Source organism: Micromonospora sp. NPDC048170 (assembly GCF_040652795.1).
In the GTDB taxonomy this organism is placed as follows: domain Bacteria; phylum Actinomycetota; class Actinomycetes; order Mycobacteriales; family Micromonosporaceae; genus Micromonospora.
This window is the reverse complement of the sequence record NZ_JBEZMR010000026.1, coordinates 80922-100870: the sequence shown is the minus strand read 5'-3', so window position 1 is coordinate 100870 and position 19949 is coordinate 80922. Positions and strand designations below refer to the sequence as shown.

General features: G+C 74.1%; 19 protein-coding genes. 6 read left to right on the top strand and 13 right to left on the bottom strand.

Annotation, left to right across the window (positions count from 1 at the left end):
* Positions 1–545 precede the first annotated feature (545 nt).
* Complete coding sequence (gene tyrS, locus AB0D32_RS25740; protein ID WP_357095310.1) at positions 546–1832, bottom strand: tyrosine--tRNA ligase; 1287 nt, start codon at positions 1830–1832, stop codon at positions 546–548.
* A gap of 106 nt (positions 1833–1938) precedes the next feature.
* Between tyrS and AB0D32_RS25735 the strand changes: the two genes are divergently transcribed.
* Positions 1939–2322, top strand: coding sequence for a PaaI family thioesterase (locus tag AB0D32_RS25735; protein ID WP_357095307.1), 384 nt, complete (start codon positions 1939–1941; stop codon positions 2320–2322).
* A gap of 53 nt (positions 2323–2375) precedes the next feature.
* On the opposite strand, the gene AB0D32_RS25730 is transcribed toward AB0D32_RS25735, so the two are convergent.
* The 4 genes from AB0D32_RS25730 to AB0D32_RS25715 all read right to left on the bottom strand — a co-directional run bounded on the left by AB0D32_RS25730 (position 2376) and on the right by AB0D32_RS25715 (position 5614).
* Complete coding sequence (locus tag AB0D32_RS25730) at positions 2376–3692, bottom strand: hemolysin family protein (protein WP_357095280.1); 1317 nt, start codon at positions 3690–3692, stop codon at positions 2376–2378.
* Positions 3693–3824: 132 nt separating this feature from the next.
* Positions 3825–4469 carry a hypothetical protein gene (locus tag AB0D32_RS25725; RefSeq protein WP_357095277.1) on the bottom strand — a complete coding sequence of 215 codons (645 nt, stop codon included), beginning with the start codon at positions 4467–4469 and terminating at the stop codon, positions 3825–3827.
* Positions 4470–4521: 52 nt separating this feature from the next.
* Positions 4522–5004 carry a GNAT family N-acetyltransferase gene (locus AB0D32_RS25720; protein WP_357095274.1) on the bottom strand — a complete coding sequence of 161 codons (483 nt, stop codon included), beginning with the start codon at positions 5002–5004 and terminating at the stop codon, positions 4522–4524.
* 133 nt (positions 5005–5137) lie between these two features.
* Positions 5138–5614 carry a cyclic nucleotide-binding domain-containing protein gene (locus AB0D32_RS25715; RefSeq protein WP_357095271.1) on the bottom strand — a complete coding sequence of 159 codons (477 nt, stop codon included), beginning with the start codon at positions 5612–5614 and terminating at the stop codon, positions 5138–5140.
* 250 nt (positions 5615–5864) lie between these two features.
* Here AB0D32_RS25715 and AB0D32_RS25710 point away from each other — a divergent pair, with 250 nt between their 5' ends.
* The 3 genes from AB0D32_RS25710 (at position 5865) to AB0D32_RS25700 (ending at position 10536) form a co-directional block, all read left to right on the top strand.
* A complete protein-coding gene (locus tag AB0D32_RS25710) occupies positions 5865–8582 on the top strand; it encodes a cation-transporting P-type ATPase (protein WP_357095267.1) in 2718 nt (905 codons plus the stop codon).
* 49 nt (positions 8583–8631) lie between these two features.
* On the top strand, positions 8632–9528 hold the full coding sequence (locus AB0D32_RS25705) for a universal stress protein (RefSeq protein ID WP_357095264.1): 897 nt from the start codon (positions 8632–8634) through the stop codon (positions 9526–9528).
* Positions 9529–9654: 126 nt separating this feature from the next.
* Positions 9655–10536: a universal stress protein gene (locus tag AB0D32_RS25700; protein ID WP_357095261.1), complete on the top strand. Its 882-nt coding sequence runs from the start codon at positions 9655–9657 to the stop codon at positions 10534–10536.
* 47 nt (positions 10537–10583) lie between these two features.
* Here the strand turns inward: AB0D32_RS25700 and AB0D32_RS25695 are convergent, their stop codons facing one another.
* From AB0D32_RS25695 to AB0D32_RS25685, 3 genes are all read right to left on the bottom strand, one after another.
* Positions 10584–11207, bottom strand: coding sequence for an FMN reductase (locus tag AB0D32_RS25695; protein WP_357095258.1), 624 nt, complete (start codon positions 11205–11207; stop codon positions 10584–10586).
* Positions 11204–12313 carry an LLM class flavin-dependent oxidoreductase gene (locus tag AB0D32_RS25690; protein WP_357095255.1) on the bottom strand — a complete coding sequence of 370 codons (1110 nt, stop codon included), beginning with the start codon at positions 12311–12313 and terminating at the stop codon, positions 11204–11206. The genes AB0D32_RS25695 and AB0D32_RS25690 overlap by 4 nt, the downstream gene beginning before the upstream one ends.
* A gap of 190 nt (positions 12314–12503) precedes the next feature.
* Positions 12504–13133: a DNA-3-methyladenine glycosylase gene (locus tag AB0D32_RS25685; protein WP_357095303.1), complete on the bottom strand. Its 630-nt coding sequence runs from the start codon at positions 13131–13133 to the stop codon at positions 12504–12506.
* A 410-nt stretch (positions 13134–13543) separates the two neighbouring features.
* Here AB0D32_RS25685 and AB0D32_RS25680 point away from each other — a divergent pair, with 410 nt between their 5' ends.
* Both AB0D32_RS25680 and AB0D32_RS25675 read left to right on the top strand, forming a co-directional pair.
* Positions 13544–13960: a DNA-binding protein gene (locus AB0D32_RS25680; RefSeq protein WP_357095252.1), complete on the top strand. Its 417-nt coding sequence runs from the start codon at positions 13544–13546 to the stop codon at positions 13958–13960.
* A gap of 47 nt (positions 13961–14007) precedes the next feature.
* Positions 14008–14364, top strand: a complete 357-nt coding sequence (locus AB0D32_RS25675) for an MmcQ/YjbR family DNA-binding protein (RefSeq protein WP_357095249.1) — start codon at positions 14008–14010, stop codon at positions 14362–14364.
* Positions 14365–14405: 41 nt separating this feature from the next.
* Here the strand turns inward: AB0D32_RS25675 and argH are convergent, their stop codons facing one another.
* Genes argH through AB0D32_RS25650 form a run of 5 tightly spaced genes read right to left on the bottom strand, consistent with a single transcriptional unit; the run spans position 14406 to position 19870 of the window.
* Positions 14406–15869, bottom strand: a complete 1464-nt coding sequence (argH, locus tag AB0D32_RS25670; RefSeq protein ID WP_357095246.1) for an argininosuccinate lyase — start codon at positions 15867–15869, stop codon at positions 14406–14408.
* A gap of 14 nt (positions 15870–15883) precedes the next feature.
* Positions 15884–17089 carry an argininosuccinate synthase gene (locus AB0D32_RS25665; RefSeq protein ID WP_357095244.1) on the bottom strand — a complete coding sequence of 402 codons (1206 nt, stop codon included), beginning with the start codon at positions 17087–17089 and terminating at the stop codon, positions 15884–15886.
* Positions 17086–17601, bottom strand: coding sequence for an arginine repressor (locus tag AB0D32_RS25660; RefSeq protein ID WP_357095241.1), 516 nt, complete (start codon positions 17599–17601; stop codon positions 17086–17088). Before AB0D32_RS25660 ends, AB0D32_RS25665 begins: the two co-directional genes overlap by 4 nt.
* Positions 17598–18575 carry an ornithine carbamoyltransferase gene (argF, locus tag AB0D32_RS25655; RefSeq protein WP_357095238.1) on the bottom strand — a complete coding sequence of 326 codons (978 nt, stop codon included), beginning with the start codon at positions 18573–18575 and terminating at the stop codon, positions 17598–17600. The genes AB0D32_RS25660 and argF overlap by 4 nt, the downstream gene beginning before the upstream one ends.
* Entirely contained in the window at positions 18572–19870 is a 1299-nt protein-coding gene (locus tag AB0D32_RS25650; RefSeq protein WP_357095235.1) for an acetylornithine transaminase, read from the bottom strand. The genes argF and AB0D32_RS25650 overlap by 4 nt, the downstream gene beginning before the upstream one ends.
* Between the last annotated feature and the right edge of the window lie 79 nt (positions 19871–19949).

Genomic DNA, 19949 nt, shown 5'->3' with positions numbered 1-19949 from the left:
CAAATTGGCACTGGCTTATCAAGCACCCTGTTGAGTTCTCAAAGAACAACCACACACCGACCAGAACCCCACACCGTGGAACCCCAACCGAGGCATACCGTTCACATCCCCGCCGCTCCCGCGCCGGGCACTTTTACTACGCTACCCGGTGATTTCCGCCGCGTCAAACCGCTCTGTAGCGATCCGCACCACTTCAACCCCATTTCCGGGCATCCCGAAACGCCGACTCACACCGACTGTTTCAGGAAGTTCGGCAGACCGGCCGCTCCGCGATTTCCCGCGAGCTCGCCCGGATCCCTGCCGGCGATGAACCATACCCGGTCGGCTCCGCCTCACCAAATCCGCCTCCCGGCAGACTCGGGGCACCACCCGGTCCGGGTGCCGGAGAGGTGCAACCCTCCGTACCCGAAGCTCATGCCCACGCCCGGCCTCCGGTGCTTTCGCCCCGGTTCGTCCGTTCCGCGCTGGCAGAGAGAAAGTTACGCCCCCGGCGGATTGATCGTCAAATCCGCCGGGGGCGTCCCGCGTCACATCGCGGCGTACGGCTATCCGCGCAGCTCGACCCCGGCGAACGACCGCTTGCCGCGACGCAGCACCAGGTACCGACCGTGCAGCAGCTCGTCGGGGCCCACGGTGGCGTCGGTCTCGGTGACCCGGGTGTTGTTCACGTAGGCGCCACCCTCGGCGATCACCCGACGCGCCTCCTTGAGGCTCGGAACGAGCCCGGAGTCGCGCAGCAGCCCGGCGACATCGGGCAGCTCGTCGACGTGGACGAGGCCGGCCTCGGTCAGCGCGGCCCGTAGCGTCGCCGGCGCGAGCTCGTCCAGCGAGCCGCGACCGAAGAGCGCCTGACTCGCGGCGACCACCTGCGCCATCTCCCGCTCGCCGTGCACCAGCGTGGTCAGCTCCTCGGCGAGCGCCCGCTGCGCCGCCCGGGCCGCCGGCCGCTCGGCGGTCTCCTTCTCCAGTGCCTCCAGCTCCCCACGGGAACGGAAGCTGAAGTACCGCAGGTAGCGGCTCACGTCCCGGTCGTCGACGTTGACCCAGAACTGGTAGAACGCGTACGGGCTGGTCATCTCGGGGTCGAGCCAGATGGCGCCGCCCTCGGTCTTGCCGAACTTCGTCCCGTCGGACTTCGTCACCAGCGGCGTGGTGAACGCCTGCACCGGGCCGGCCCCGCGCCGGCGGATGTAGTCGACCCCGGCGGTGATGTTGCCCCACTGGTCCGAGCCGCCGAACTGGAGCTGGCAGCCGTGCCGGCGGTGCAGCTCGAAGAAGTCGTTCGCCTGGAGCAGCTGGTAACTGAACTCGGTGAAGCTGATACCGCTCTCCAGCCGGGCACGGACCACCTCCCGGGCCAGCATCTTGTTGACCGGGAAGTGCTTGCCGACGTCGCGGAGGAACTCGACCACCGACATCTCACCGGTCCAGTCCAGGTTGTTGACCAGTCGCGCCGCGTTCTCTCCCTCGTACGAGACGAAGGGGGCGAGCTGGTCGCGGATCCGGGCCACCCAGCCGGCGACCACCTCGGGCGGGTTGAGGGTCCGCTCGGCGCTCTCCTTCGGGTCGCCGATCTGCCCGGTGGCGCCGCCGACGAGCAGCAGCGGCCGGTGCCCGGCGAGCTGGAGCCGACGCGCCGTGGCTACCTGCATGAGATGGCCGACGTGCAGGCTCGCCGCGGTCGGGTCGAAGCCCACGTAGTAGACGGCGGAACCGCCGTCGAGCAGCGCGCGCAGCTCGTCGAGGTCGGTGGAGTCCTGGATCAGGCCCCGCCACCGCAGGTCATCGGTCAGGGAGTCCCGCCCGGGCGGCGGGAGGCTGCTGTCGGTCACGGTCACCGATTCTCCCCCACGACGGGCGGCGGACCGTACCGGGTTTGCCGGGTGGGCCGCGGCGTAGGCTGGCCGCGCCCTGATCAAGGAGGAGAACGCCGTGGAGATGCCGGATCTGACGGGCGGCTTCGTCGCCCTGCTCGGCCTCAAGCTCGACGAGGTCGACGCGAACCGCGTGGTGATCCGCTGGCAGGTCCGCCCCGAGCTGCACCAACCGTTCGGGATCCAGCACGGCGGCGTGTACTGCTCGGTGGTCGAGACGGCCGCCAGCATCGGCGGGTCGCTCTGGCTGGCCGATCGGGGACGCGTCGTGGGCGTGTCGAACCAGACCGACTTCCTCCGCGCGGTCCACGACGGCGAACTGACCGCCGTGGGCACCCCCGTGCACCGGGGGCGCAGCCAGCAGCTCTGGCAGGTGGAGATCACCGACGCCGACGACCGGCTCGTGGCCCGCGGCCAGGTCCGGTTGCAGAACCTCTACCCCGCCTGACCGTAGCCGCCGCAGCGGCTCCCGCGGCCCGGTCGCCGCAGCGGCGGCGCGGCTCAGCCCCTGGCCTCGTCCAGCACGGCCTCGGTGTCGGGGATCGGCGCGGCCCGTCGACGCAGCCGCACCCCGGTGATCGCGCGGTGGTCGATGCGGGTCACCTCCAGCTCCCAGCCGTCCACCACGATGCTCTCCCCCGCGACGGTGGGGATGTGGCCGAGGCAGGTGAGCACCAGGCCCGCGACGGTGGTGTAGTCGCCGCCCGGGCGGCCGGGCAGCTCGACGCCCAGGTCGGTGAGGTCGTGCACCGGAAAGGTGCCGGGCAGCAGCATCGCGCCGTCCGGCTCGGTGCGCACGGAGTGCACGTCCCGGTCGGTCTCGTCGTAGATCTCCCCGACGATCTCCTCCAGGATGTCCTCCAGGGTGACGATCCCGTCGACGGCGCCACGCTCGTCGACCACCAGGGCGATGTGCTGGCGTTCGGCCTTGAACTGCCGCAGCGCGTCCACCACGGGCAGGGAGTCGGGCAGCAGCATCGGCGGACGCGCGCACTCGTCGACCGGTCGGTCGGCGGGCACCCCGACCAGGTCACGCAGGTGGATCACCCCGACCGCGTCGTCGAGGCCGCCGTGCCGGACCACCGGCGCCCGGGAGTGGCCGGTGGCGGCCAGCAACAGCCGCGCGGCCTCCGCCGTGGTGCCGCTGTCGAGCGTGAAGACCTGCAACCGGGGTACGAGCACCGCCCGAAGTTGCCGGTCGGCGATCTCCACGGCGCCGGCGATGATGGTCCGCTGCTCCTTGGTGAAGCCGTGGTTGCCGGAGACGATGTCCCGCAGCTCGTCGGGGCCGATCTCGTCGGGCTCGTGTTTCGGGTTGAGCCCGACCAGGCGTACCACCAGGTCGCTGGTGGCGCCCAGCGCCCAGACGGCCGGCCGGGTCACGGAGGCCAGCAGGTCGAGCGGGCGGGCCACCAGCAGCGCCCACCGCTCCGCGGCCTGCATGGCGATCCGCTTCGGGGCCAGCTCGCCGAAGACCAGGGTGACGAAGGTCAGCGCGAGGGTGACCACCACGATCGCGACGGTCTCGGCGGCGCCACCGAGCGCGCTGAGCAGCGGCACGAGGGGCTTGGCCAGCGACACCGCCGCCGCTGCCGACGCCAGGAAGCCGGCGAGGGTGATCCCGATCTGGATGGTGGCCAGGAAGCGGTTCGGGTCCTTGGCGAGGCGGGCCAGCACCCGGCCGGCGCGACTGGCGCGTTCCAGCCGCTGGATCTGGCTGTCCCGCAGCGAGACCAACGCCATCTCGCTGCCGGCGAAGACCGCGTTGAGGACGACCAGGACACCGACCAGGGCCAGTTGGGTCCAGATGCTCTGCACGCCCGGCTCTCCTCACGCGGGGAAGGTGCCCGCCGGCACGACGGGCGCCGCCGGCCGAAGGCCACGGCCGGAGTAGGCCAGTCTGTGCCCAGCGGACCGGCCGGTGAATCCTCATGCCGGTGCGCGATGTGATCAGGTCCGCTCGACGGCTGGCGAGGCGGGCAGGTCGAGGACGTACGAGCGGCCCTCGGGGCGGAAGCCGAGCCGGTGGTAGTACGGGGCGACCATGCCGGGCGGGGTGACGACCCGGCGGAAGCCCCGGTCGGTGAAGAGGCTGCTGCGCCGGTAGACGAACTCGCCCGGGGTGAAGTCCCGGAACCGCCGGGTGACGTAGTCGAGGTCGACCTGCGCCACACCGTCCGCCGCGGCGTGCGACAACACGACGCCGACCACCTCGTCGGCGCGGACGACCAGGAACGCCGAGCGTTCGGCGGCGGCGCCGGGGGGCCAGCGGAAGCCGGGGTTGAACCGGGCGATGTCGGCGGCGTGCACCCGCAGCGTGTGGGCCAGGAACTGGTCGTCGACCCCGACCTCGACCACCTGGTAGGTGGCCTCGTCGTGGCGGGTGGCGAGCATGGCCCGCAGGTACCAGACGTTGATCACGGCGAGCACGACGTTCAGCCCGACCATGGGCCAGACCTGCACGGCGGCGTTGTAGCCGATCAGGATCAGACAGCCGACCAGGTTCAGCGCACGCAGCCGCAGGATGCGCGTCTGCAGCAGCGACCAGACCAGCAGCGCCGAGCCGGTCCAGCCGATCAGTTCCAGCCAGTTCACCCCGCGAGAGTAGTGGTCGCGCGGACGCGGTGGCCGGGCGGGCGGCGGCGGATCAGTCGCCGGCGAGCTCCAGCACCCATTCCTCGACTTCGACCCCCCGGCCGTCGGCGTACCCCCTGTCCTCGCCGGTGACGACGAAGCCGCACTTGCGCAACACGGCGAGCGAGGCCCGGTTGTCCTTGGCGGCGCGGGCGTGCACGGGCCGCTGGGGCAGCTCACGCAGGAGCGCGGCGAGGGCCGCCGTGGCGTGCCCCCGGCCCCAGCGTCGCGGGTCGATCCAGTAGCTGACCTCGGTCTGCTCGCCGACCGGGAAGGCGGTCACGTGGCCGACGACCTCGTCGTCGACGACCACCGTGCGGGAGACGATCCGCTCGTCGGCGCGCACGCGGCGCCAGTGGGCGTCGAAGCGCTCCCGGTCGGCCGGGTCCGCCGGCCCGAAGGCGGCCATCCAGTTCGCCTCCGCGTCCTGCGCGTGGGCGAAGAAGAAGGGCAGGTCGTCGTCGCGTACGGGACGCAGGCACAGCTCGGCGGTCACAGCCCGAGGATAGGGCCGACCACCGACAACCGGGCCCGTCAGGGGCCGGAGGTCACGGGTCACGGCGGTCCTCCGCCCCTGCCCGGACGTGCTCGCCGGCCAGGTCGCCGCCCGCCTGCTGCTCCAGCCCTGATCAGCCGGTGGGTGGGGCGTTCACCGGGTAGCCGTAGAGGTCGAGCAGCCGGCCCCGGGCCGCGTGCAGCCGGTCCACCACGACGCTCATGAACCGGGTGGTGAGCTGCCGGCCGAGCGCGTCGTCGGACTCCATCAGCCGGCGTACCCCCTCGGCGGTGAACTCGACCGCCGTGCTGCGCTGCACGGCCACCGCACCGAACTGCCAGCGGTACGGCGGGAACAGCCACGACCAGCCCAGCACGCCGCCGGGGCCGATCGTCTCGATCTCCACGTCGCCCCGGCCGGGTACCTCGAAGTCGAGCGCCACCCGACCGGTGCGGACCAGCCAGAAGCGCTCGGCCGGCCGGCCCGCCCGGAACAACCGGTGCCCGGGGTGCCAGACCACCGGCCGGGCGTGGCCGGCCAGCCGGGGCAGCCACGGCTCCGGTAGCCCCGCGAGGAACGGATGTGCGCGCAGTACGTCCAGAGTGGTCACTCGGTACACCTTTCGTCGGTCGGGGCCGGCGACGGCCGGGTGCCCGCGACGGGTCGTCCGCCCCCATCCCACCGCGCGACGGCGGCGGGCGGCAGGGCCGTTGGTCCCGGACCGCGCGGGCGGAACTCCCCTGGCGGGTCCACCCTCGCAAGGTGAGGGTGGAATCGGGACGGTGCGCCACGACGGCGCCAGGGCATGGCGGAGGGTGATGTGGGACAGTCCGGAGAACCGCGGCCACGGGGGCGTACCGGTGCCCGCTGACACCTCGACCACGCCGGCCGCCGGGCTGAGTTCGGCGGAGGCCGCCGCCCGGCTGCGCGCGGACGGGCCGAACGCGGCGGTCGCGCCGGCCCGCCGCCACCTGGGCGGCCGGATCCTGCACCAGCTCACCGACCCGCTGGTGGCGTTGCTGCTGGCCGCCGCCGTGGTCACCACCGTGCTGCGCGACTACCCGGACACCGCGGTGATCGTGCTGGTGGTCCTGGTGAACACCGCCATCGGCGTGGTGCAGGAGCTCCGCGCCGACCGGGCGATCGCCGCGTTGGACCAGCTCGCCGCCCCCACCGCCCGGGTCGTCCGGGACGGCCGGGACGTCGTCCTGCCCGCCGCCGACCTCGTCCGTGGTGACCTGGTCCGGGTCGAGGCCGGCGACGTGGTCCCCGCCGACCTGCTGCTCACCGAGGCGGCGCGGCTGAGCGTCGACGAGTCGGCGCTGACCGGCGAGTCGGTGCCGGTGGCCCGCGCCGTCGGCGAGGAGGCCAGCGCGGGGACGGTGGTCACCACCGGGCGGGCCACCGGCACGGTCGTACGCACGGGCGCCGCGAGCGCGCTCGGCCGGATCACCGCCCTGGTGGCGTCCACCCGGCCCGCCGCCACCCCGTTGCAGCGCCGTCTCGCGGGGCTCGGCCGGATGCTCGGTTTCGCGGCGGTGGTGCTCTCCGGGCTGGTCTTCGTCATCGGCGTCGTCGGCGGGCGGCCGGTGGTCGACATGGCGGTCACCGCGGTGAGTCTGGTGGTGGCGGCGGTGCCCGAGTCGCTGCCGGCGGTCGTCACCCTCGCCCTCGCCCTCGGCGCCCGCCGGATGGCCGGGGCGCGGGCCATCCCCCGCCGGCTGCACGCGGTCGAGACGCTCGGCTCCGTCACGGTCATCGCCTCGGACAAGACCGGCACCCTCACCGAGGGCCGGATGGCGGTGCAGCACGCCGTGACCGGCGACGGCTCCCGGTACGGCGTCACCGGCAGCGGCTACGCCCCGCACGGCGCCGTGCACCGGCGGGGCGCGCCGGTGGCCGTACCGGACGACCTGCGCCGCCTGGCCCGGGCCGGGCTGCTCTGCAACGACGCGACCCTGGCGGCGCCCACCGACGAGCGACCGGACTGGGCCGCCGTCGGCGATCCGCTGGAGGCGGCGCTGGTGGCCTTCGCCGCCCGGTGCGGGTTGGAACCGGAGCACACCCGCGCGGCCTGGCCGCGGGTGGCCGAGCACCCCTTCGACCAGGAGCTGCGCCGGATGACCACCGTGCACCGCTCCTGCGACCGGCGGTACCTGGTGGTGTGCAAGGGCGCGCCGGAGAACGTGCTGGCCGCGCCACTGGTCGACGCCTCCGCCGAGGAGGTCGCCGAGCTGACCGCCGCCGCGCACCGGCTGGCCGCCGAGGGGCTGCGGGTGCTGGCGATCGCCTCCGCCGTGGCGGACGCCCCGCCGGCCGATCCCGCCCGGCCGGTCGGACTGCGGCCCGTGGGGTTGGTCGCCGTCGGCGACCCGCTGCGCCCGGGCGCGGCCGACATCGCGGGCAGCTTCGACGACGCCGGGGTCCGGCTGGTGCTGATCACCGGCGACCATCCCGCGACCGCCGCCGCGATCGGCGGCCAGTTGGGGCTCTGGAGCGAGGGCGACCCGGTGGTACGCGGGGACGACGGCGACCCGGCGCGGGCGCACCCGCAGGCGCGGGTGTTCGCGCGGACCCAGCCGGAGCAGAAGCTCGACATCATCGCCGGGTTGCAGTCGCGGGGGCACGTGGTGGCAATGACCGGCGACGGGGTCAACGACGCTCCGGCACTGCGGCGGGCCGACATCGGGGTGGCGATGGGCGGCGGCACGGAGGTTGCCCGGCAGGCCGCCGACCTGGTGCTCGTCGACGACGATCTGTCCACGGTGGCCGCGGCGATCGGCGAGGGCCGCCGCATCTACGACAACATCCGGCGGTTCCTGCGCTACGCGCTCTCCGGCGGGGTCGCCGAGATCGCGGTGATGCTGCTCGGGCCGCTGTTCGGGCTGGCCGTGCCGCTGCTTCCGGCGCAGATCCTCTGGGTGAACCTGCTCACCCACGGGGTGCCGGGGGTGGCGTTGGGCGCGGAACCGGCGGAGCCGGGCACGCTGCGTCGGGCGCCCCGTTCCCCGTCCGAGTCGGTGCTCGGGGCCGGTCTGGGCTGGGACGTGCTGGTCACCGGCGGCCTGATCGCCGCCGTCGTGCTCGGCGCCGGCGTGCTCGCCGAGCGCTGGGACCGGCCCTGGCAGTCGGTGGTCTTCGTGGTGCTCGGCCTGGCGCAGCTCGGGGTGGCGCTCGCGGTCCGCGCGCCACGGCCGCCCGGCGCCCGGCGCGGCAACTGCGCGCTGCCGGTCGCGGTGGCGGTCTCCGCGCTGCTCCAGGTCGCCGGGGTGCTGCTGCCCCCGCTACGGGAGCTGCTCGGCACGGAGCCGCTCGGCGCGGCGGAACTGTTGGCATGTGCCGCCGTCAGCGTGCTGCCCGGGCTGGTGTTGCGGCTGGCCCGCCGCCCGGCCGGTCGGGTCACACCTGGGGACGGGGCCCCGCGGGACGGGTCCGCCCCCACGGGCGGGCCCCGGCGGGACGCCCTGGCCGGGGCCGGCCGGCCCGCTCGGCGTGCGCCGGGGGCGGCCGGTCCGGTCGATGGGCACCGGCCTGCGATTCGGGACCAAGGTCCCGGTGCGCGGGACGACCTCCTCTGACCGGTAGCGTGCGGATGGAGCAGGCTGAAGGTGGACGAAGGAGGAGTCGATGACCATCAACACCGGTGCCCCCGTCATGGTAGGTGTGGACGGTTCGGCCGCCGCACTGGACGCGGTCCGGGTGGCGGCGCGGGAGGCGGCGGAGCGGCAGCGTCCGCTGCGGGTCGTACACGCCTTCATCTGGCCGCTGACGCGGGCCCCGCTCGGCGCCGCGGAGGGCGCGCCGGCCGGCGCCGGCCTGCGCAACCAGGCCGAGCGGTACGTCACCGAGGCGATCGCCGAGGCCACCAAGGTCGCCCCGGACGTGTCCGTGACCGGTGTGGTGGTCGACGGCGCGGCGACCCCCGTCCTGCTCGGGGAGTCCCGCGACGCCGCCCTGCTGGTGCTCGGCCACCGCGGCCTGGGCGGTTTCGCCGGGCTGCTGCTCGGCTCGGTCACCGTGCAGGTCTCCGCCCACGCGCAGGTCCCCGTCCTCGTGGTGCGCGGCGAGCAGCGCGCCGACGGCCCGGTCGTGGTGGGGGTCGACGGCTCCGAGTGCTCCCTCGAGGCTGTCGCGTTCGCCTTCGACGAGGCGAGCCGCCGGGGTGCCCCGCTGGTCGCGGTGCAGGCCTGGCTCTATCCCACGCCGGTCGGCCCGGGCGACATCCTGCCCCTGGTGTACGACCTGGACGCCCTTGCCGCGGACGAGGAGCGCGTGCTCGTCGAGTCCACCGCCGGCTTCGCCGAGCGCTACCCCGACGTTCCGGTGCAGCACCGGCTGGTCCGGGGTTCCCCGGGCGGGGTGCTGGTCGAGGAGTCGAAGAAGGCCCAGTTGGTGGTCGTGGGGGCGCGCGGCCGGGGCGCGCTGGGCGGGCTGCTGCTCGGCTCGGTCAGCCACGCGGTGCTGCACCACGCGCACTGCCCGCTGGTGATCGTACGGACCCCGAAGGGGGCCGCGAGGTCCTGACCCGTCACCGCACCGTGGCGCCGTCGCGCCGGCCGCTCCCCCGGCCGACGCGACGGCGTCCGGGTAAATGCGGGTGGGTCGGGGGTAACCCGTCGACAATGACCTGATCGACCTCTGGGAGGGCTGATGAACCGACCCGTGGTGGTGGGGGTGGACGGATCGGCGGCGAGCCTGGTGGCGGCGGAGCACGCCGCGCGGGCCGCCGTGCTGCGGTCCCGTCCACTGCACCTGGTGCACGGCTACCTGCATCCGCTCGGTTACGGCGTGCCGATCAACCCGTACGACGTGGGGTTGCCGGCGCCGACCGAGGAGGCGCAGAAGATGTTGGAGACGACGGCCGCCGACCTCGTCGGGCGCTGTCCGGGGCTGACCGTCGAGGTGCGCCAGGTGGCCGGGGGGCCGGGCGCGACGCTGGTCGCGGAGTCCCGGCACGCCGAGCTGGTGGTGGTGGGCAGCCGGGGCCTGGGCGGCTTCGCCGGGCTGCTGCTCGGCTCGGTCGGCACCCAGGTGGCCGCCCACGCGCACTGCCCGGTGCTGGTGGTGCGCCCCACAGAGGAGCCGATCCCGGTCGCCGGGCCGGTGCTGGTCGGGGTGGACGGTTCGGAGTCCGCCGAGCTGGCGGTCGGGTACGCCGCCGACGAGGCGGTCCGCCGCGGCGACGGGCTGGTGCTGGTGCACGTCCAGCCGCCGGACGGGGACCGCCGGGGGTCGGAGGACGTGACGGAGACGCAGGCCGCCGCGCACGCGGAGGCCGCCGAGCTGTTGGCCACCGCCGCGGCGGCGGTGCGCGGCAGCCACCCCGGGCTGGTCGTCGAGGGGCGGGTGCTGCGGGCACCGAAGGCCGAGCAGGCGCTGGTCGAGGCCAGCGGGGACGCGGCGCTGGTGGTGGTCGGCTCCCGGGGCCGGGGCGGGTTCACCGGGCTGCTGCTCGGCTCGGTCAGCCAGGCCCTGGTGCAGCACGCGCACTGCCCGGTGCTGGTCGCCCACCCGTACGGCCACGCCCGCTGACGTGCCCCGACCCGCCGCCCGGAGTGGGGTCGGCGGGTCGGCGGCGGTCAGTGGTCCCGGCCGCCGAGGAGTTCCTCGAAGCTGGTGGTGAGGGCGAACGGGTCGGCGGGGCCCGCCGACGACGGGCGACGGTGCATCTGATCGGCCAGTTCGCCTCCGGCGCGGGTGATCCGCGTCCGCAGCGCGCCGTCGGCGGCCCCGGAGGCCCAGTCCTCCGGGGCGGCGAAGACCGCGGTGGGCACCACGACCGCCCGCAGGTAGGCGAACATCGGGCGGACGGCGTGCTCCAGCGCCAGCGAGTGCCGGGCCGTTCCCCCGGTGGCGCCGGCCAGCACCGGCCGGCCCGCCAGCGCGCCGGACTCGACCAGGTCGAAGAACGACTTGAACAGCCCGTTGTACGAGGCGTGGAAGATCGGCGTGACGGCGATCAGCCCGTCCGCGCCGGTGACCGTGTCGAGCACCTCCCGCAACGCGGGCGACGGAAAGCCGGTCAGCAGATGGTTGACGATGTCGTGGGCGTGCTCGCGCAGCTCGACGGGGCGTACGTCGACGTCGTCGCCGCGCCGGGCCAGCTCGGCACGGGTGGCCGCGGCGAGCTGGTCGGCGAGCAGCCGCGTCGACGAGGGCTTCCCCAGCCCGGCCGACACCACGGCGAGGGTGCGGCGGGTCATCGGCCCGCCTCCGCCCCGGCACGGTCCGCGGCGTCCCGGGCGGTGTCCCGCAGGGACGCGTGGGTGGGCGCGGCGGGCACGTGCGCCGGGCGCAGCGACTCGAACTCCTTGCGCAGCACGGGGACGACCTCCTCGCCGAGCAGGTCGAGCTGCTCCAGCACGGTCTTCAGCGGCAGGCCGGCGTGGTCCATGAGGAACAGCTGGCGCTGGTAGTCGCCGACGTAGTCGCGGAAGCCCAGCGTGCGGTCGATGACCTGCTGCGGGCTGCCCACGGTCAGCGGGGTCTGCGTGGTGAACTCCTCCAGTGAGGGGCCGTGGCCGTAGACCGGCGCGTTGTCGAAGTAGGGCCGGAACTCCCGGACCGCGTCCTGCGAGTTGCGTCGCATGAACACCTGCCCGCCCAGCCCCACGATGGCCTGGTCTGCGGAGCCGTGACCGTAGTGGGCGTACCGCTGCCGGTAGAGCCCGACCATCCGCTGGGTGTGCTCCCTGGGCCAGAAGATGTGGTTGGCGAAGAAGCCGTCGCCGTAGTAGGCGGCCTGCTCGGCGATCTCGGGGCTGCGGATCGAGCCGTGCCAGACGAACGGCGGCACGCCGTCGAGCGGACGGGGCGTCGACGTGAACGACTGCAACGGGGTGCGGAAGCGTCCCTTCCAGTCGACGACGTCCTCGCGCCAGAGCCGGTGCAGCAGGTCGTAGTTCTCGATGGCGAGGGGGATGCCGTTGCGGATGTCCTGACCGAACCACGGGTAGACCGGCCCGGTGTTGCCGCGCCCCATCATCAGGTCCACCCGGCCGTCGGCGAGGTGCTGGAGCATCGCGTAGTCCTCGGCGATCTTCACCGGGTCGTTGGTGGTGATCAGCGTGGTGGAGGTGGAGAGCAGCAGGCGCTCGGTGCGGGCGGCGATCCAGCCCAGCATGGTGGTCGGCGACGACGGTACGAACGGCGGGTTGTGGTGCTCGCCGGTGGCGAAGACGTCCAGGCCGACCTCCTCGGCCTTGAGCGCGATGGTGACCATCGCCTTGATCCGCTCATGCTCGGTCGGCTCGCGACCGGTGGTCGGGTCGACCGTGACGTCGCCGACGGTGAAGACTCCGAACTGCATGATCAGCTCCTCGCGTTGTCCCTGGCCGGGGCCGCTGCGGCTCCCGGACGCACGGCACAACATATTTGACGAGTCAACTATTCCGTGACCGACGGCGCCCCCGGTGGCCGCCGTCACGCCGCCAGCGGAGTTCGGGGCCGCCCCTCCGATCGGCGTGGGCCGCCGCCCGGCGACCGCTCCGCCGGGCGGGTCAACGGCTGCGCGGCACGTGCCGGCGGTAGGCGCTCACCGTCGGATCGCCCGCGATCCAGAACCGCCACGGCACGTCGTGCGCCCCGGTCACCCCGACGCGGGGCCCGGCGGCCACCGCGTGTTCGGGCACCGGCACGTCCACCGGACGCAGCCGGACCGGCCCGTCGCCGAGCAGCCAGCGGCCGTAGACGCTCTTGTCGACGCCCAGCGCCGCGCAGAGCCGGGCGGGACCGCGCGCCAGGTCGACGTCCCGGCGTACGGCGGGACGCCTCGCCCGGGCCGCCTCGACGCCGTCGACCACCTCACCGGCGCGCAGCAGCACCGCCGAGGCCTCCCCGTCGGAGCCCGTGACCACGTTCATGCACCAGTGCATGCCGTAGGTGAAGTAGACGTAGGCGTGCCCCGCCGGCCCGAACATGACGGCGTTGCGCGGGGTGCGCCCCCGGTGGGCGTGCGACGCCGGGTCGCCGGCCGTCCCGGCGTACGCCTCGACCTCGGTGATCCGGACGGTCACGTCGCCGGCGGTCAGCCGGCAGCCGAGCAGGCCCCGGGCGGCCGGCACCACCGGGCCGGCGAGCAGGTCGGCCAGCCCCGCCAGGTCGGCGGGACGGCGGTTCGAGTACGCCACCACGGGCACGACCCTATCCGGCCGCGGGACGGGGCAGCCCGACCCGGATGCGGTCGCCGCCCGGCTGTTCCACCGGCCCCCGGCTACCCGGAAGCGGTGGGCGCGGCGCCACGGGCCCTCCTCGACGCCGGCGTCGGATCACTCGGCGACCGGCAGCCCGGACCTCCCGGTCGGGAGCGTGAGCGGCCCGGGCCCGTTCCGCGCTCGTCGCCGCGTCGGTCACCTGCCGTGCTCCCTCCGGTGGACGGGTCGCGGTCGGCGGCGGCCGGCCGCGCCGCGCAACGGCTCGTCGTGCCAGAACCGGAGCGCACCGCCCGACGAGCGGCACGCCGCCGCAGATCCGCTCTCCGGCCACCGAACCACATCAACGACATGTTGACAACGAGATGTTGATGGGTTCTACTCGGGACATGACCGCCACCTTCACCGGTCCCGACCCGAGCCGGGCCAGGGCCCACCGCACCTACGAAGCGCTGCACCGGATCACCGAGCGGCACGCCGACACCGAGACACGGCGCCGCCGGCACACCAACCCCTACATGCCGGACGCCTACGAGGCGATCGCACTGGTCACCGCGCTCGCCGCCGGCGGAGCCGAGGTGGAGCCCGGCGAGGAGCCCGCCGACGACGCGGACCTCGTCGCGGCGCTCACCCTCGTCCCGCACCTGCGCGCCGAGGTCGACACGATGGAGGCGGGGCTGCTCACACTGGCCCGGGGACGTGGCATGACCTGGCAGCAGATCGCGTTCGGGCTCGGGCTGGGCAGCGCGCAGGCCGCCAAACAGCGCTTCGAACGGCTCGCCACCCGCACCGCCGCCACCGACTGACCCTCCATGGGCGAGACTGGGCGCGGGACCGGTTCGAGGAGGACGCGATGACGCGCGAGGAGATGCTGGCCTACTGCCTGGGGAAGCCGGGGGCCTCGCTGGACCAGCCGTGGGAGGGCGACGAGGTGGTCAAGGTCGGCAGCCGGATCTTCGCCTTCCTCGGCTCCGCCGGTGGCGACGACCCGACCGTCGGCGTCAAGTGCGGCCCGACCCGGGAAGTGGCCGACGAGTGGCTGCACCGGCACCCGGGCGACGCGCGACCGTCGCCGTACATCGGGCGGTCCGGCTGGAACACGCTGCGCCTGGCCGGCGGGATCGACGAGGAGGAGCTGATCGAGGCCGTCGACGGGTCGTACGACGCGGTGGTGGCGAAGCTGCCGAAGCGGGAGCGCCCGACGGGCTGAACCCCGCGCGGCACCGACGGCGCCGCGCGGGGTCGGCGGACTCAGCGGGGTACGACCCGCTCGGCGGCCCACTCCCGCCAGCCGACGAGCTTGTCGGCTGCGGTGGCGAGCTGGTCGGCCACCGGGCCCGGGCCGGTCGAGCCGGGCGTGGTCCGGGCGGCGAGCGCCGAACGGACCGAGAGCACGTCGCGCACCGACGGGTCGAGGTGCTCGCTGACAGCCGACAGGTCGGCGTCGGAGACCTCGTCCAACGCGCAGTCCCGGGCCACACAGAGCGCCACCAGCCGGCCGGTGATCTCGTGCGCGTCCCGGAACGGCACGTTCCGGCGGACCAGCCAGTCCGCGACCTCGGTGGCGAGGGAGTAGCCGACCGGAGCGGCGGCGACCAGGCGGTCGGCCCGTACGGTCATCGTGGAGATCATCCCCGCGAGGGCCGGCAGCAGCAGTTCCAGGGTGTCGACCGCGTCGAAGGCCGGCTCCTTGTCCTCCTGCATGTCCCGGTCGTAGGTCATCGGCAGGCCCTTGAGCATGGTGAGCACGCTCACCAGCCCGCCGACGAGCCGGCCGGACTTGCCCCGGGCCAGCTCGGCGATGTCCGCGTTCTTCTTCTGCGGCATGATCGACGAGCCGGTGGCGAAGGCGTCGTCCAGCTCCACCCAGCCGAACTCCTGCGACGTCCAGAGCACCACCTCCTCGCCGAGGCGGGACAGGTGCACCCCGATCATCGCGGTCACGAACAGGAACTCCGCGACGAAGTCCCGGTCGGCGACGGCGTCCATCGAGTTGGCGAACGACGTGCGGAAGCCCAACTCCCTGGAGACGGCCACCGGGTCCAGCGGCAGGCCGGAACCGGCGAGCGCGCCCGCGCCGAGCGGGCTGACCGCCGCGCGGTGGTCCCAGTCACTCAGCCGCTCCAGGTCGCGCAGCAGCGGCTGCACGTGGGCCAGCAGCCAGTGCCCGAAGGTGACCGGCTGGGCGTGCTGGAGATGCGTCATGCCGGGCGCGGCGGTCTCCACGTGCCGCTCGGCCTGCTCGACCAGGGCCTCGGCCAGCTCGACCAGCCGACCGGCCACCCCCCGGGCGTGGTCGCGCAGGTAGAGCCGCAGGTCGGTGGCGACCTGGTCGTTGCGGGACCGGCCGGCGCGCAGCTTGCCGCCGAGGCTGCCGAGCCGCTCCAACAGGCCGCGCTCCAGGGCGGTGTGCACGTCCTCGTCGTCGACCGTGGGACGGAACTGCCCGGAGGCGCAGGCGGCCTCCAGGTCGTCCAGGGCGGCGAGGATGCGGCCCAGTTCCTCCGGGTCGAGCAGGCCGGCCCCGGCGAGCACCCGGGCGTGCGCCCGGGACGCCGCGATGTCGTACGGGGCCAGCCGCCAGTCGAACTGCACGCTCACCGACAGGCGGGCCAGTGCCTCGGCGGGGCCGCCGGCGAACCGACCGCCCCACAGGCTGGTGCGGTTGTTGGCGGCACTGTTCTCGGTCAGGCTCTTGTCGTCCACGCTGCTCATTCTGGTTCCCATGGTCAGGAGCCGCCCAGCCGGGCGTCCCGCTCGGCGGCCATCTTGCTCGGCAGGCCCCAGAGCTGCACGAAGCCCTTCGCCAGGGACTGGTCGAAGGTGTCCCCCGTGTCGTACGTGGCCATGCCGAAGTCGTAGAGGCTCGCCTCGGAGCGCCGCCCGGTGACGGTGGCCCGGCCGCCGTGCAGGGTCAGCCGCACCTCGCCGGTGACGTGCCGCTGCGCGTCGTCGATGAACGCGTCCAACGAGCGCTTCAGCGGGGAGAACCAGAGGCCGTCGTAGACCAGCTCGCCCCAGCGCTGGTCGACGCCGCGCTTGAACCGGGCCAGGTCCCGCTCCACGGTCACCGCCTCCAGCTCCTGGTGGGCGGTGATCAGCGCGATCGCGCCGGGCGCCTCGTACACCTCGCGGCTCTTGATGCCGACGAGGCGGTCCTCGACCATGTCGAGCCGGCCCACGCCGTGGGCGCCCGCGCGCCGGTTGAGCTCCAGGATCGCCTGGTACGGGGTGACGGTCTCGCCGTCGATCGCCACCGGCACGCCGGCGTCGAAGGTGATCACGACCTCGTCGGCGTCGCGTTCCTGCGTCGGGTCGGACGTGTACGAGTAGAGGTCCTCGATCGGCGCGTGCCAGATGTCCTCCAGGAAGCCGGTCTCGACGGCACGCCCGAACAGGTTCTGGTCGACGGAGTACGGCGACTTCGCCGACACGTCGATCGGCAGCCCCTTCTCCTCGGCGAAGGCGATCGCCTTGTCCCGGGTCCAGGCGAAGTCCCGGGCCGGCGCGATGATCCTCAGGTCCGGCGCGAGCGCGCCCAGGCCGACCTCGAAGCGGACCTGGTCGTTGCCCTTGCCGGTGCAGCCGTGCGACACGATGGTGCCGCCGTACGTGCGGGCCGCGGCCACCAGGTGCTTGACGATCAGCGGCCGGGACAGCGCGGAGACCAGCGGATAGCGGTCCATGTAGAGCGCGTTCGCGCGGACGGCCGGCAGGCAGTACTCGGCGGCGAACTCGTCACGCGCGTCGACCACCTCCGACTCCACCGCGCCACAGTCCAGGGCGCGCTGCCGGATGGCGTCGAGGTCCTCGCCGCCCTGCCCGACGTCGACCGCCACCGCGATCACCTCGGCGCCGGTCTGATCGGCGAGGTACGGGATGGCGACAGAGGTGTCGAGCCCTCCGGAGTAGGCGAGAACGACCCGCTCGGTCATGGGGTGGTGCTCCCTTCGGCGTTCTCCGCCCGGCGGGCCCAACCAGCGAGCTTGTCGCCGAGCGCAGCCCCGCCGACGGCCTCGCGGGCCACGACGAGGATCGTGTCGTCGCCGGCGATGGTGCCGACGACCTCCGGCAGGCCCGCCCGGTCCAAGGCGCTCGCCAGGTAGTGGGCGGCGCCCGGCGGGGTGCGCAGCACGGCGATGTTGCCGCTGGCGTCGACCCCGTTGAGCAGCTCGTGCAGCAGCCGGACCAGCCGGGCCGGCGCCGTCTCGGCGTCGCGCAGCGGACGGTGTCCGTCCTCGGGGATCAGGTAGACGGCCCGCCCGTCGCCGCCGCGTACGGTGACCGCGCCCAACTCCTTGAGATCCCGGGAGAGGGTGGCCTGGGTGACCTGGGTGCCGTCGCTGGAGAGCAGGTCGGCCAGCTCTGTCTGCGAGTGGATCGCCTTGTCGCGGATCAGCTCGACGATGCGGGCGTGGCGGGCGGCGCGGGTCAGCGGGGCGGTCATGGTGTCTCCCTGGTCGCGGCGGAGCCCGGCGCCGCCACGTCCGGGGCGGCGGAAGCAGCCCCGAGGAGGAACGTCAGCAGCGCCTTCTGGGCGTGCAACCGATTCTCCGCCTGGTCGAACACCACGCTCTGCGGGCCGTCGAGCACCTCGTCGGTGATCTCCTCGCCCCGGTGGGCGGGCAGGCAGTGCAGCACGACGGCGTCGGGTGCGGCGTGCCCGAGCAGCGCGGCGTTGACCTGGTAGGGCAGGAACGGGGTGAGCCGGTCCAGCCCGTCGTCCTCCTGCCCCATGGAGGTCCAGGTGTCCGTGGCGACCACGTCGGCGCCGGCCACCGCCGCGACCGGATCGGTCAGTGCCTGCACCGAACCTCCGGTACCGGCGGCGATCTTCGCGGCCAGGGCGACCACCTCCGGGTCGGGGCCGAAGTCCGCCGGACCGGCGACCCGGACGTGCATCCCGGCGGTGGCGCCGGCGAGCAGGTACGAGTGGGACATGTTGTTCGCGGCGTCTCCCACGTAGGCCAGTGTCCGGCCGGTGGTGCCGCCGCAGTGCTCACGGACGGTGACCAGGTCGGCCAGGAGCTGGCAGGGGTGGAAGCTGTCGGTGAGCGCGTTGACGACCGGCACGGTGGCACCGTCGGCGACCTCGGCGATCCGGTCGTCGCCGTGGGTACGCAGCACGATCGCCGCGACGTAGCGGGACAGCACCCGGCCGGCGTCGGCCAGGGTCTCACCCCGCCCGAAGTGGGTGACCTGGGTGTCCACGACGAGAGGATGCCCGCCCAGCTCGGCGATGCCGACGTCGAACGAGAACCGGGTACGCAGGCTCTGCTTGTCGAACAGCACCGCCACCGACCGGGGCCCGGCCAACGGCCGGTGGCCGAACCGGTCGGCCTTCATCCGCGCCGCGAGGTCGAGCACGGTCGACTGCTCGGCGGGGCTCAGGTCGTCGTCCCGCAGGAAGTGCCGGATCATGCGCTCGTCTCCGTCGTACTGTGCACCGGCGTCGTGACCGCGATGGGTGGGACGGGTGCGGTGGCAGGGGTGGGGGTGGGTACGCCGGGGGCGTGGACAGCGGCGGCCGGGAGTGCGCCGGCAGCGGCCGGGGACGTCGCGTCGAGGGCGGCCGGGAGGGCGGCCAGGAAGGCGTCGACCTGGGCGGCGGTGAGGATCAGCGGCGGGGCGAGCCGTACCACGCCGGCCTGCACCGGATTGACCAGGAAGCCGGCCTCCCGCAGCGCCTCGGCGAGCACCTTCGCGACGGGCGCGGCGAGCACCACACCGAGCAGCAGGCCCGCGCCGCGTACGCTGTCGACCAGCGGGTGGCCGAGCGCCTCGATCCCCCGGCGCAGCCGCTCGCCGACCCGCTTGACGTGGTCGAGCAGCCCCTCGCTGGCGATGGTCGACACCACCGCGAGGGCGGCGGCGCAGCTCACCGGGTTACCGCCGAAGGTGGTGCCGTGCGAACCGGGGGCGAGCAGCTCGGCGGCCCGGCCGAAGGCCAGGCAGGCACCGATGGGCAGCCCGCCGCCGAGCCCCTTCGCCAGGGTCACCACGTCGGGCTCGACCCCCTCGGCCTGGTGCGCGAACCAGTGCCCGGTACGACCGACACCGGTCTGCACCTCGTCGAGCACCAGCAGCGCGCCGTGCCGGGCGGTGATCCGGCGCGCGGCGGCCAGGTAGCCGGCCGGCGGGACCACCACGCCGTTCTCCCCCTGGACCGGCTCCAGGATCACCATCGCGGTGGCGTCGGTGACCGCCGTCTCCAGGGCCGCCACGTCGCCGTAGTCGACGTGGGTCACGTCGCCGGGCAGCGGGCGGAACGGGTCGGCCTTGGCCGGCTGGCCCGTGAGGGCGAGCGCGCCCATGGTCCGCCCGTGGAAGCCACCCCGGGTGGCGACCACGTGCGAGCGACCGGTGAGCCGGGAAAGCTTGAACGCCGCCTCGTTGGCCTCCGCGCCGGAGTTGGCGAAGAAGACCCGCCCGGGCCGCCCGGCCAGGGCCAGCAGCAGCTCGGCGAGGGCCACCGGCGGCTCGGCGACATAGAGGTTGGACACGTGCCCGAGGGTGGCGACCTGCTTCGACACGGCGGCCACCACGGCCGGATGGGCGTGACCGAGGGCGTTGACCGCGATGCCGCCGACCAGGTCGACGTACTCCCGGCCGGCGTCGTCGACCACGACGGCGCCGGAGCCCGCGACGAGGGCCAGCGGCGGCGTACCGTAGTTGTCCATCATGGACTGCGCCCAACGCTCGGCGAGCGTGCTCATTCGGCGACCATGCCTTCCTGGTTGGCGGCTGCGGGGCTCACAGGCCCGCTCCGCGCGGTCACGGTGTTGTCGTTGTTCG

Excerpts from the sequence above, each read along its gene's own strand:
- argF (WP_357095238.1), bottom strand. The coding sequence starts at position 18,575 with ATGATCCGGCACTTCCTGCGGGACGACGACCTGAGCCCCGCCGAGCAG.
- AB0D32_RS25700 (WP_357095261.1), top strand. The coding sequence starts at position 9,655 with ATGAACCGACCCGTGGTGGTGGGGGTGGACGGATCGGCGGCGAGCCTG.
- AB0D32_RS25675 (WP_357095249.1), top strand. The coding sequence starts at position 14,008 with ATGACGCGCGAGGAGATGCTGGCCTACTGCCTGGGGAAGCCGGGGGCC.
- AB0D32_RS25660 (WP_357095241.1), bottom strand. The coding sequence starts at position 17,601 with ATGACCGCCCCGCTGACCCGCGCCGCCCGCCACGCCCGCATCGTCGAG.
- argH (WP_357095246.1), bottom strand. The coding sequence starts at position 15,869 with ATGAGCAGCGTGGACGACAAGAGCCTGACCGAGAACAGTGCCGCCAAC.
- AB0D32_RS25680 (WP_357095252.1), top strand. The coding sequence starts at position 13,544 with ATGACCGCCACCTTCACCGGTCCCGACCCGAGCCGGGCCAGGGCCCAC.
- AB0D32_RS25705 (WP_357095264.1), top strand. The coding sequence starts at position 8,632 with ATGACCATCAACACCGGTGCCCCCGTCATGGTAGGTGTGGACGGTTCG.
- AB0D32_RS25735 (WP_357095307.1), top strand. The coding sequence starts at position 1,939 with ATGCCGGATCTGACGGGCGGCTTCGTCGCCCTGCTCGGCCTCAAGCTC.
- AB0D32_RS25690 (WP_357095255.1), bottom strand. The coding sequence starts at position 12,313 with ATGCAGTTCGGAGTCTTCACCGTCGGCGACGTCACGGTCGACCCGACC.
- AB0D32_RS25650 (WP_357095235.1), bottom strand. The coding sequence starts at position 19,870 with ATGAGCACGCTCGCCGAGCGTTGGGCGCAGTCCATGATGGACAACTAC.
- AB0D32_RS25665 (WP_357095244.1), bottom strand. The coding sequence starts at position 17,089 with ATGACCGAGCGGGTCGTTCTCGCCTACTCCGGAGGGCTCGACACCTCT.
- AB0D32_RS25695 (WP_357095258.1), bottom strand. The coding sequence starts at position 11,207 with ATGACCCGCCGCACCCTCGCCGTGGTGTCGGCCGGGCTGGGGAAGCCC.